The 12,027-nt window shown below is 48.1% G+C and carries 9 protein-coding genes and 1 riboswitch; of the genes, 2 read left to right on the forward strand and 7 right to left on the reverse strand.

All coding sequences use genetic code 11. The annotated features are described in order from the left end of the window. Positions 1–35: 35 nt before the first annotated feature. The 4 genes from KDK18_RS03005 to KDK18_RS03020 all read right to left on the reverse strand — a co-directional run bounded on the left by KDK18_RS03005 (position 36) and on the right by KDK18_RS03020 (position 5,405). Positions 36–287: a hypothetical protein gene (locus tag KDK18_RS03005; RefSeq protein WP_257253107.1), complete on the reverse strand. Its 252-nt coding sequence runs from the start codon at positions 285–287 to the stop codon at positions 36–38. After that, positions 253–3,234, reverse strand: coding sequence for a DUF4135 domain-containing protein (locus KDK18_RS03010; RefSeq protein ID WP_257253109.1), 2,982 nt, complete (start codon positions 3,232–3,234; stop codon positions 253–255). Before KDK18_RS03010 ends, KDK18_RS03005 begins: the two co-directional genes overlap by 35 nt. Then, positions 3,231–3,659 carry a CesT family type III secretion system chaperone gene (locus tag KDK18_RS03015; protein WP_257253110.1) on the reverse strand — a complete coding sequence of 143 codons (429 nt, stop codon included), beginning with the start codon at positions 3,657–3,659 and terminating at the stop codon, positions 3,231–3,233. The genes KDK18_RS03010 and KDK18_RS03015 overlap by 4 nt, the downstream gene beginning before the upstream one ends. A 150-nt stretch (positions 3,660–3,809) precedes the next feature. Then, on the reverse strand, positions 3,810–5,405 hold the full coding sequence (locus tag KDK18_RS03020) for a Na+/H+ antiporter NhaC family protein (protein ID WP_257253111.1): 1,596 nt from the start codon (positions 5,403–5,405) through the stop codon (positions 3,810–3,812). Between the two features lie 181 nt (positions 5,406–5,586). Next, positions 5,587–5,779, reverse strand: a riboswitch (Lysine riboswitch). Between the two features lie 430 nt (positions 5,780–6,209). Here KDK18_RS03020 and KDK18_RS03025 point away from each other — a divergent pair. Further along, on the forward strand, positions 6,210–6,533 hold the full coding sequence (locus KDK18_RS03025) for a hypothetical protein (protein WP_257253113.1): 324 nt from the start codon (positions 6,210–6,212) through the stop codon (positions 6,531–6,533). Positions 6,534–6,685: 152 nt separating this feature from the next. Continuing rightward, entirely contained in the window at positions 6,686–6,958 is a 273-nt protein-coding gene (locus tag KDK18_RS03030) for a HigA family addiction module antitoxin (RefSeq protein WP_257253115.1), read from the forward strand. Between the two features lie 256 nt (positions 6,959–7,214). Here KDK18_RS03030 and KDK18_RS03035 read toward each other — a convergent pair whose 3' ends face one another. The 3 genes from KDK18_RS03035 to guaB form a co-directional block, all read right to left on the reverse strand. Next, positions 7,215–7,487, reverse strand: coding sequence for an AbrB/MazE/SpoVT family DNA-binding domain-containing protein (locus KDK18_RS03035; protein ID WP_257253116.1), 273 nt, complete (start codon positions 7,485–7,487; stop codon positions 7,215–7,217). A gap of 221 nt (positions 7,488–7,708) precedes the next feature. Further along, positions 7,709–9,286 (reverse strand): glutamine-hydrolyzing GMP synthase, encoded by a 1,578-nt coding sequence (gene guaA, locus KDK18_RS03040; RefSeq protein WP_257253119.1) that lies wholly within the window; start codon positions 9,284–9,286, stop codon positions 7,709–7,711. A 127-nt stretch (positions 9,287–9,413) separates the two neighbouring features. After that, entirely contained in the window at positions 9,414–10,883 is a 1,470-nt protein-coding gene (gene guaB, locus KDK18_RS03045; protein ID WP_257253117.1) for an IMP dehydrogenase, read from the reverse strand. Positions 10,884–12,027 lie beyond the last annotated feature (1,144 nt).

The following is a 12,027-nucleotide window of genomic DNA, read 5'->3' on the forward strand; positions in this document are numbered from 1 at the left end:
GTTATGGAGGCGCTGGCCGACAGTGAAAGGAAGGCTTAACCCTTCCTGATGTTCTCCAATAACTCTTTTGCCATGGTGGCGGTCTCTTCGTCACCTTCCTTGTTGGCCGTAGTCAGGTAATCTTCACCTTCCTTATTTCTGCCTTCCATCATCAGCGCCATACCGATAAAGGCTTTGACAGTAGGATTGTCGGGATCTTTTGGAATGGCTTCCTTGTGAAGAATCTCCAGGGCTTCCTGATTCATCTTTTTATTAATGAAGGTCTCGAAACTGTTTGCGGGCATCATTCAGATTCCAACGCGGCTGATACCTGACCTCAAAACCCGCCATGGACTTCAGGTAATCAAACCACTGCTCTGAATGTTCGGAAATAGCGGACACCGAGCCTTTGAAGCCTTCCACAAATGCTCTGCCATATTGAGAGGCTACTGAAGGATGTCGACCATCCAGAGAGTGCCGACCCTTTTCCATCAGCAGATGATCAAGAAAAGAAGTGGCCGTTTGCGGCTGTTCAGCCACCAGCTCACCATTTTCCAGTTTGACTGAGCTGTATCGGGTCTTGCAGAGATGAAAATTTTCCCAAACCTTCATCAGACCCGTCAGGCCAAGACTGGAATCCCGCATGCCTCTCAGAAAGCTCAACTCGGGATTTTGCAACTCTGCCTGCAATTGCATCATCACAGGATTATGAAGAGCCGTCTCGGCATCAATGAGGTAAGGCTTGTTATCATTGATATGAAGATTTTTGCTGTGAATGTCAGTCAGACCCGACATAAGACAGAAGCCTGCTGCCACTCCCATGCGACGATGGTAAGTTTCCAGATCATCGCTCTTGGAAACGGTTTCCGATGCAATAAACTCAACATAACCATAGGAAGACTTATTCAGTATCCTGAATACACCCAGAGCTTCTGAGTCCTGTACCCAGGCATTCACTGACTGGGCCATACTCTGATTCTCTCCCAGTAATAACTGGTCAATGGCGAGGTCTCTCAATTTATAAACCAGGTGTTCACCATTATTAAACGTCAATTGGTAAACGGGTGATCCTACGTCTAATTGCAAATCACGGATAGAGGTCAGACCAGAAGTCAGCTGACGGCTCTCTGTTGGCTGATGGCTCTCTGCTGGCTGATGGCTCTCTGCTGGCTGATGGCTCCCCGAGAAAAAGTAATGATTGATCTCTGACAAGTCCCGCTTCACCCGACTCAAGAGTGTACGGGTCAATCTGACTCGTTGGAAAAATTCCTTCTGAATGTTTCGATACCAATGAGGATAAGCGTCAATCAGTGTTTCCACCCCCTTGGATTCCAGCAACTTTAACACTTCACCGTAGCCGGACAGGGTGTGATCTTCTGCCAACCAGCCTATAGCCTGAAGGAGCCTGTCATCCATCCACTCAATGACTGACTGGGCAATAGATTGAATCAAGCTACTTTCGGAACCCTCACCAGAACTATCAATGTCATTGACATAACTCTGACTGAGTTGAACGTATTGATTGATAACAGGCTTGATCCATTTAGACCTCAGCTGCTCCGGAAATACCAGACCATTCACCAGACATGGATCTTCAACCTTGTACCAGTCTGGCAATTTCGCGAAAGAGGGCTTACCTGCCTCTGTCTCAATAGAAAAAGCAACCAGTTGATACTTCAACATCCAGGATAATAAAAACAATAACGGCTGCCTGTCAGGAAACAGCTTTTGGATATTGCTGACACTCTGAGGTGTAACGAGTTTCCTGATAACCTCTCTTATCTCGTTTTTATCAAGGAGATGACTCAACTGATTGAAAAAGAAACCTTTCTCCGACATCAGCAGAACCCGCAGACCTCTATCAGTGGTTACCAGAACGTCTGTTTCTTGCAGAGCCACCGTAGCATAATGCCCAAACACCTCCTGATAGGGCATCCCCACTGCCCTGCCCTGATGGTGTCGTATTCTTGAAGCTTCCTGCCCCAGTTCTTCTACCAGTTTGTGATACTGCTCAATCAGCAGAGGCCAGCTGAAGGTCTCATTGACTCTCCGGATTGCCGCTTCAGACATCTTTTCCCGGACAGATTCATCCATTAGCAATGTCGATAACGCTAGTTTCAGCGCGTCTATGTCAACCGCCACTCCCTGAGCCTGAATCAGTTGAGCCTGAGTTTTGCTGACAAGACTGAGAGAACGGGAAATATCATCATGGTCTGCCGATGCGGTTTTGATCAGGAAGCCTTCCTGCCCGGAAACAATGAGGTCTCGATAGCCATTCCAGTCGGAAAGAATCACAGGGATACCTGCCCTCATAGCTTCTACCGGTGCCAGCCCAAAACTCTCCTGAACATTGTCAGCGAGAGAAACAAACACATCCGCTTCCGCTAGTAATTGCTCACGCTTCTCGTCATCAACAGAGAGTTCAAAGCGAATACAGTCTTCAAGATTGAGCTCATAGGCCTGAGCCAGTAATGAATGAACATATTCGCCGGAGGCATCACCACTTCCGGCAATCACCAGCTGAAAGCGGGTAACCGTTCCCTCTTCAAACAGATCATTCAATGCCAGCAGTAACGGATGAAGGTCCATTTTATCGGCTGCGGATAGCCTGCCAAGACAGAGTATCTGAGGCACCTTGGCCTCCCTGGAAGCAACGGTCTCTTGTCTGGCTGGCTCAATACCCAGTGGCATCAGGCTCACCTGCCCACGATAAGGAATAGCCCTGCCAACAGTGTCACTGACACTGGCACTGGCCGAAGAGATCAGACGCTTCATTACCTTTTTCTGGGCTTTGGAGCTACAGATTATGGAATCACAGGGTTTGATGGGGGAGAAAATCAAATCCCTGACCCGGGATAAACGAGCATCATCACTCAGACTGTGAGCCCTGCCGGTGATAGGAAATAGTCTGCAAGCGTGTCTTTCACGCAGAGAGGCCAGATCAGAGATATAGGGATCACCCGAATGAAAAACGCTATAAACATGTTGCTGCAAACAGGAAGGCAGATCATGAACCGGTAGAATATTGATATTTTTACCCGCCCCATGCTGACTCAGGTATTCTTTCCAGTCTTGCCTGAAAGCGTCGATCTGACTTTCATGAAGAAACAGATGAAGCTCATCAAAACGGCTGTAACGAACCACTGCTTTCAAAAAGGCTTCGTTAGCCTTACGCAGTCCGTTATACCCACCGATTGAGTTTTCTGCCCAGGTAACAAGACAGCCAAACAAACTGTGAGAAATATTATCCGTCATGGCATGATCATCGTTGGCATAGTTGGTATGACAGTCTGTTCCTGACTGATTTCTACGAGGTAATACTCAAAGTTATTGGCGAACTCAGCCAGAGCATTCTCAACGAGGTCTTCATCCATCCCCTGAAGCGGGCAGGAGTAGTGTAAAGCTAATGAGTCTTTGTCAGGCTCTATCGACAAAATAACCCGCTGGGTAGTTGCCAGACCCACGGTTTTGGTCATCAGGTTACGGAGTAGATTTTCCCGATCTTTTTCACCGGGTGGCAACTGGGCAATGATGCCGTGGATAAAGAACCGCCCATTGGCCTGAAAACAGGTGAACTCAATGCGGCTGTCGATAGTGAGGTAATAGCGGTTATCGCGAAAATCCAGTTCACCCAGCTGATTGTTGCGGGCAACGGCTTTCATCAGTTTGTCGAAACTCATAGCTTCCCTGCTCCGGGTGAAGGCATCCATGCCTTCTGATGTGGTATCAATTACAGCTTACTATTAATGTAATGTTTCGGCAGCCAGAGGAAAAAATCTTCCAATATGGTTTAGCTTCCGACATGACTTAGCTATGAATACCGTCAAAGCTTATTTTGCCAACTGATGATCTGCAGACTTGACCATTTGCTTAGCGGATATCTTACGAAATAAAAACACAAGCAGAATAAAACCAGCTCCGGAAGCAAGAAAGCCCGTCATTGAGGAATCTGTCAGACCCATCACCAGATAGCCCAACATAGCCACAGCAGCGATGCTCAGGGCATAAGGAAGCTGAGTCACCACATGATCAATATGGTGACAAGAGGCCCCTGTGGAAGACAGAATTGTGGTATCGGAGATCGGTGAGCAGTGATCACCAAACACTGCACCTGCCAGGACAGCGGCCAACATAGGCAGAATCATGGCAATATCGGCAGCCGCCGCCATATCTCCCGCTATGGGCAGCATGATACCAAACGTGCCCCAACTGGTACCGGTAGAGAAAGCCATAGCGCCGGAGACCACAAACAGGATCAGAGGTAAATAGCCCGTATCAATCTTTGAGCTGCTGACCACCCCGGCCAGATACTTGCCGGTTTCCAGTGAGCTGATGATATCCACCAGCACCCAGGCCAGCACCAAAATGTAAATGGCAGGCAGCATGGAGCGGGTACCTTCAACAACCGCCTTAGACCAGATTGTGGCATCCAGATTATGGCTGAGCATTCTGACCGCCGTGACCAGAAGACCAGCAAGACCTCCATAGATCAAGGAGTTGACCACATTGGTGTTTTCAAAAGCGCCGAGAATAGAAAATGGCGTACCGGCTTCCTGAAGCGCAGAAGCGCCTGTTGCAATCAGGGAGGCAGTCGTCGCGATCACCAGAGCCAGAATAGGAATCACCAGATCGGCAACGCTTCCTTTTTCACTGCTACTGATGGCTTCAGATGACCCCGGAGGGGTTCCTTTTCGGCTGTCGTACAATTCACCGGCTCGAGCACGGCGCTCATGGGTCAACATAGGACCTACGTTCAAATCCATAGCCGCAGTACAAAATACCAGTGCCAGAGCAAAGACCGCATAGAGATTCATCGGTACCATACTCACAAAAGCACCAATAGCACTGACATCAGTCACTTCATGGGCCACCAGAATACTGCCAATCAGGGCAATGATATAAGCACCCCAGCTGGAGACAGGGGTAATTACGCACACAGGTGCAGCCGTTGAGTCGATCAGGTAAGCCAGCTTTGCCCTGGAGACACCATGACGGTCTGTCATAGGGCGACCGATATTACCAACAGCCAGTGCGTTAAAGTAATCGTCAATGAAGATAATGATACCCAGCAAAACAGTAACCAGTTGTGATCCCTGACGGGTTTTCACTCTCTGGCGGGCCCATTCACCAAAGGCCCTGGCGCCACCGGAAACATCAATCAGGGTAGTAATGATGCCGAGCATCACCAGAAAGAGCAGAATAAAGACAGTGCCCGTATTGATACCATTATCCCAAAAAATTTCGGTAAAACTGTTCAGGAGATAAGTAAACGTATTGCTGACACTGAAGTCAGTCAGTAGCAGAGCGCCTGCAAGGATACCTGCGCCAAGGGAAAAGAGTACATGACGGGTCAGGATCGCCAGAATAATAGCCACTGCCGGAGCGACCAGTGAAAGGGGTGATGTGCTGTAACCAAGTAATTCCATAAAGACTGATCTTGTGAGTGAAAACGCTCGATGAGCAGAAGTTCCATGACTGCTGACATTAAGCTTAATTCACGATATAGGATCAGGAGGGCAATGGATTGAAGCAGAATACGACCGGATAGGCCCCGTATTTGCCTGTTGCCGAGCAACCTGCCTTTTGGGCAGAGTCTTTCAGAAACGATTGTCCAGTAGCGCTCCACAGTAAAAACCGTGACAGTGATACACCTCTTCGATGCACCACCAGCAGATGAGTTTGACGACGACTCTGCTTCGGCACCTTTTCCTTTCATCCGGCTCTCGGCCCTGGCCAACTCAGGACACTCGGTGTCAACCTGCTACGGATTACTGATAAACGGTGCGCCTCTACTTTTAACCTTGATCCGGAGATTCAATGGATCAATGGCTGATTGTTGTGGGAACTTCCTCTGACATTCACAGGAAAGTGCCCTTTCACTCATAAGCGGACTCATCCGTTATGGTGTTTATTAAGAGGATCACAGGCAGAGGCGCAGCGACAATATCCTGTCACGTTACCCCTGCTGATGGCCGGTAATTATGCACATCGCTGCTTGATTAACAACCGTGAAATTCAGCTAAAGAAACTTTGCTTTCTAAAAAAACAGATTTTTCAGGCAGTTAGCCTTTACACCTTGTTCCCGTGCTCCAGAATGTGAATACCCAAAAACTGAACTCTATCTCTTGAGATAATGTCCGGAGTGTTGGAACGAGGCAGGTATTAGTCCTGATGAACTGCCCTGATGATCGAGGTAGTATGCAGCCATAGAGTTTTCCCCGGGTCTTTTAATGAAGTTCTGGATATTGCTGTTTAGCCTGATGGTATCAGGCATTACCGTTGCCGGAGAGTACCGAACCTGTTCGATCAACCACGGGCAGCTCAGCCAGTGTAGTCTGAAGTACACCGGCACAACAGTCATTAAACAAAACGGAGCCTACCGTCAGTGCGAAATCGTCATGGGAAAGGTTTCCGGTTGTGATCACCAATACAGTGGAGCAGCCGTGATTTTAGAGGATGGCGTTTATCGCCAATGCCAGGTGACTATCGGTTCGATTTCATCCTGTGGCCTACGTTTTAGTGGGTCTATTCCAGTTTATTCAGCATCCCATTAATGGCTGTTGACTGGAACCTGTTGCAAGGTGTGAAGGCTAGACTGTTTTTTTCCTGACAAATGACATTTTTATCACTACGCTGAGAGAATTTTGCGACAACCTCTGTGGCATGGGAGCAAGTCATAGAGAATATCACTAGGAGAGGATTCATTATGTTTAACCCAATGCACCCGGGCGAGGTTCTCAAAGAATCTTATCTGGAACCACTGAATATCAGCGTAACCGAAGCTGCCAAGCATCTGGGAGTTGCGCGTAAAACCCTGTCTGAACTGGTTAACCAGAGATCAAATGTCAGTGTTGAGATGGCTTACAAATTAGCTAAGGCTTGCAACACCTCTCCTAAGCTGTGGCTGAATATGCAGGTTAACTATGACCTCTGGCGCAACAGGGATATGGAAGAAATTCAGGTCGCTACCTTTGGTTAATGAACCCGACAATTTCTCTGGCTCCCACACACCAGAGTTTAATCATGGCTTTTGCATTGCCAGACATTTTTGAGCATCTTGGTCAAATGAATAGCCTGTTTGCAGAGTGAAACAAATTTCCAGCATAACGGGTTCTGATATATACCCCTCATGTTCAGTTCAGGTTTGAGCTGTTTGAATGACCTGAAAACTTGTTTGGACTGAGCTGGGTGATCCTGAGTCAGAAATCGGAGCAAAATATTGGTGTCCAGACCAATCATACTACAACCCTTTCATCTTCTTCGTCGTTGCTATCTTTCCCAGAATAACCCTCTGAAATATAGGCTTTTATATCATCATCTGAAAGACTTATGTTCGTCTTAACGGCTCCACACAGCGACATAATGCTGAGGTTTTTAGGAACAACCTGCCAGGTGCCGTCTTCTTGCTGGATGAACTCGAGTTGATCTCCTTCTCTGAGGTTCAGATCTGCTCGCACTTTGGCGGGTATAGTGATCTGACCTTTTGATGTGAATTTAGTTGTGAGCATTGCTGTACCTCTATGATTTCTTAAATTCTTTACATGTAGTAAGGAACCATTTTGAAAGATCTTTTTTTAATTCGTTCCACTTAAACAACCTGTTAACTGACTTTCTCAAAGCGACTGTATCAAGCGCAGATCACAGCAGTCGCTCTTTTTACATACTACAAAAAAAACGGCTCCCCCTTAGACAAGCCGTTCCATTTCACTTAACCAGTCATCGCCCGATGCTATTCCCACTCAATGGTCGCCGGTGGCTTACTGGATACGTCATAAGTCACTCGGGAAACATGCTCTATCTCGTTGATGATCCGGCTGGAGACCTTCTCCAACAGCTCATAAGGCAGATGGGCCCAGCGAGCGGTCATAAAGTCGATGGTTTCTACAGCCCGTAAGGCCACCACATACTCATAGCGACGACCATCACCGACCACTCCCACCGATTTAACCGGCAGGAACACAGCAAAGGCCTGACTGGTCTTGTGATACCAGTCGGCTTTATGCAGTTCTTCAATAAAGATGGCATCCGCCTGACGGAGAATATCGCAGTACTCTTTCTTGACCTCTGCCAGCACTCTTACGCCCAGACCCGGACCGGGGAAAGGGTGGCGATACACCATGTCATAAGGCAGCCCCAGTTCAAGGCCAATCTTGCGAACTTCATCCTTGAACAGTTCACGCAGCGGCTCAACCAGTTCCATAGCCATATCTTCAGGCAATCCCCCCACATTATGGTGAGACTTGATGACATGAGCCTTGCCAGACTTGGCACCTGCTGATTCGATCACATCGGGATAGATAGTGCCCTGTGCCAGGAACTGAACATTGTCCAGTGCCACAGCCTGTTGATCAAAGACTTCAATAAAGGTGTTACCAATAATTTTGCGTTTGGCCTCCGGATCCTGAACGCCTTTCAGCTTCTCCAGAAACAGTTCTTCAGCATCTGCACGGATAACACGCACCCCCATGTTCTCTGCGAACATGGCCATCACCTGATCACCTTCGTTCAGACGAAGCAGACCATTATCGACGAAGACACAAACCAGCTGATCACCAATTGCCTTGTGCAGAAGCGCTGCCACAACACTGGAATCAACACCACCGGAGAGCCCCAATAGCACGGTCTTATCACCCACCTGTTCACGAACACGGGCGATAGCATCTTCAATAATCTGTCCTGGCGTCCAGAGCTTTTGACAGCCGGCAATATCAATGACAAAACGTTCCAGAATACGACCGCCCTGCTTGGTATGAGTCACCTCAGGATGAAACTGGACACCGTAGTATTGCTTCTCTTCGCAGGCTATGGCTGCGAGAGGACAGGAGTCGGTAGAAGCCGCGACCACAAAGCCTTCGGGTGGCTGGGACACCTTGTCACCATGGCTCATCCAGACATCCAGACTCAGACGTCCCTGCTCATTGACATGGTCTTCAATGCCATCGAACAGCCTGACCTTGTTTTCCAGATTTACTTCGGCATAACCGAATTCACGCAGATTCGAGGTCGATACCTTGCCGCCCATCTGCTCAGCCATAGTCTGCATACCGTAGCAGATACCCAGCACTGGCACACCCAGTTCAAAAACAGCCTGAGGTGCACGGGGCGAAGCGTCCCCAGTCACGGACTCAGGTCCACCCGAAAGAATCACAGCCTTGGGGGCAAACTCAACAATAGCCTGCTCATCCATATCATAGGGATGCAGCTCACAATAAACACCTATCTCACGTACACGTCGGGCGATCAGCTGGGTGTACTGGGAACCGAAGTCCAGAATCAGAATTCGTTCGGCGTGAATATCCTCTAACATGTGTCTTCTCAACATTAGATAACTGCTATGACCAGCAACAGATCCTCTACATGGTGTGCGAAGACCTGTTACTGATCCGGCATTAAACTGCGGATGCTATAGCCAACAGTTCAGGGGAATGGTCAAATTAACCCACCCGGTAATTGGGCGCTTCTTTGGTAATGGTCACATCATGGACATGAGACTCTTTCATACCCGCATTGGTCACCCGAACGAACTCGGGCACCGTACGCATGGTCTTCATATCTGCTGAACCGGTGTATCCCATTGCTGCACGCAGACCACCCACCATCTGGTGGACAATGGCATTCAGCGGCCCTTTGTAAGGTACACGACCTTCAATACCTTCCGGGACCAGCTTCTCGGCACCGGCTTCTGCACTCTGGAAGTAACGGTCACTGGAGCCGGAAGCCTGAGCCATGGCACCAAGTGAACCCATGCCACGATAAGCTTTGTAACTTCTGCCCTGATAAAGCTCAACTTCACCCGGAGCTTCCTCGGTACCTGCCAACATACTACCCAGCATGACCGCACTGGCACCCGCTACGATGGCTTTAGCCAGGTCACCGGAGAAGCGAATCCCACCATCAGCGATCACCGGGATGCCGGTTCCTTGCAACGCTGCCACAACATTGGCTACTGCCGAGATCTGGGGTACGCCAATACCGGTCACGATACGAGTGGTACAAATGGAGCCAGGACCAATACCCACTTTCACGCCATCGGCACCAGCATCGGCCAGGGCTTTGGCGGCTGCACCGGTAGCAATATTGCCGCCGACGACCTGTACGTGAGGATAGGTTTCCTTAACCCAGCGAACCCTCTCAATAACGCCTTTGGAATGGCCGTGGGCAGTATCAACGATCACTACGTCGACACCGGCATCGACCAGAGCAGCAACACGCTCAGGGGTTTCAGGTCCTGTGCCTACTGCAGCACCCACTCTCAGCTGGCCGTGAGAATCTTTACTGGCGTTAGGATAATCCTGAGCTTTCTTGATATCTTTTACGGTCATCATGCCGACCAGATTAAAAGCCTCACTCACTACCAGCACCTTCTCGATACGATGCTTATGAAGCAACTTGCGAACAGCTTCCTGATCGGTTCCTTCCTTCACAGTAACCAGCCTGTCCTTAGGCGTCATAATATCAGCCACAACCATATCCAGATTGGAGACAAAACGGACGTCACGACTGGTGACAATACCGACCAGATCGCTGCCATCCAGAACGGGCACTCCGGATATTTTATGACGACCGGTCAATTCAAGAAGATCCCTGACCGACGCAGTGGAATCTATTGTAATGGGGTCCTTGACGACACCGCTTTCATGCTTTTTGACCTTACGAACTTCATTTGCCTGTTGAGCAACGGTCATATTCTTGTGAATGATGCCAATGCCCCCTTCCTGAGCCATGGCAATGGCCAGACGGGCTTCAGTCACAGTATCCATGGCTGCCGAGATCAGAGGAATTTTCAGCTCGATTTCGCGGGTCAGCTTGGTGGTCAGAGAGACATCTTTGGGGAGAACTTCTGAATATCCGGGCAGAAGCAGGACATCATCGAAAGTGAGGGCTTCTTGGGCGATTCTCAGCATTACCTGTTACCGATCCGAGTGTATTGGGTGGATGGAAAGAATCCCGCCGATGATACATCAAGATCACTGTCAATAAAACAGAAAATCTGTTCAAATTATCCGAATGTGCGTACAAAGTAATCAGAGGCTGTCCATACTCTAAAACACTCAGACCCTGCCACTATGGATCTTTACGATATAATGTTTGCTGTGCCCTCTCAACTCATAAACGGTTGTCAGTGACCCGGATACACAGGGCGACAGGTAAAAGCGAGTTTTGTCATTGTTCAGGGTGTTAAGAATACCATTTATACATTGAATAAAGGCTATAAAGCAGTGTGACATCCTCCCACCACTGATTAGTCCTCTCTATCCAAGTTCAGGGCAGAGGCTGGCTGGATAAATTAAGATAGTTGGCTTTAATGTCGGTGATGCTGTAATTAAATTGATTGAAACAGGCTTTACGCAACGCCTCGTTGTTCAGGACACTATCAGATTGGCCATCCTGACTTTAAAAGCCTGGATTAAATAAAGTATCAAATGGTCAGACTGTTGAGAAGGTAGTCTACGTGACTTTAATGCTTGTTAACAGTAAAAACAGACACAACCCTGAAATCAAGAAAGTGATTAAGCCATCAGGTTAGTAGCTTAAAAACAGTTAAACCAGAGGTGTTTTTCCTCCGGCTCTTCTAGAATATCTGCACACACAACCAACCTGATATCAATCTATTTATTCCCGATCAGGATAGTAAATATCACGAATTCAAAACCAACAGTCAAATTGCACAAAAATCCATTCTTGCTACATCCTGAACCCACTGCTATTTTTCCTCTGGCTCCATAGGGATCGTAACAATTGATTCAATGAGTATAAATAAAAAATACTATTTAACAGGTCAATCCTGACTAACAAATTAATAATTATCAAATGGGATCTACACCAGCTATATGCTTGTTTGTCACAGAAGACTGTTAAAGCTTCTCTCTTTTGCTCTGCTCTTCATGATTGAAATGATGACACCAACGGGCTACGCCACCGTCTACCAGAATGGACCAGAGTACAACGCACCAGAAATTCGTTTTCCGGGTATCTACGCCGGATTTAAAGCTAATAATTTCCACCTGAAGCTGGGTAACCATTACCATGTACTACACGACGTTGGTA

Source organism: Endozoicomonas sp. SESOKO3 (assembly GCF_024606255.1).

Bases quoted from the DNA above. Each gene is read 5' to 3' on its own strand.
- KDK18_RS03005 (WP_257253107.1), bottom strand. From the start codon at position 287: ATGATGCCCGCAAACAGTTTCGAGACCTTCATTAATAAAAAGATGAAT.
- KDK18_RS03010 (WP_257253109.1), bottom strand. From the start codon at position 3,234: ATGACGGATAATATTTCTCACAGTTTGTTTGGCTGTCTTGTTACCTGG.
- KDK18_RS03015 (WP_257253110.1), bottom strand. From the start codon at position 3,659: ATGAGTTTCGACAAACTGATGAAAGCCGTTGCCCGCAACAATCAGCTG.
- KDK18_RS03020 (WP_257253111.1), bottom strand. From the start codon at position 5,405: ATGGAATTACTTGGTTACAGCACATCACCCCTTTCACTGGTCGCTCCG.
- KDK18_RS03025 (WP_257253113.1), top strand. From the start codon at position 6,210: ATGAAGTTCTGGATATTGCTGTTTAGCCTGATGGTATCAGGCATTACC.
- KDK18_RS03030 (WP_257253115.1), top strand. From the start codon at position 6,686: ATGTTTAACCCAATGCACCCGGGCGAGGTTCTCAAAGAATCTTATCTG.
- KDK18_RS03035 (WP_257253116.1), bottom strand. From the start codon at position 7,487: ATGCTCACAACTAAATTCACATCAAAAGGTCAGATCACTATACCCGCC.
- guaA (WP_257253119.1), bottom strand. From the start codon at position 9,286: ATGTTAGAGGATATTCACGCCGAACGAATTCTGATTCTGGACTTCGGT.
- guaB (WP_257253117.1), bottom strand. From the start codon at position 10,883: ATGCTGAGAATCGCCCAAGAAGCCCTCACTTTCGATGATGTCCTGCTT.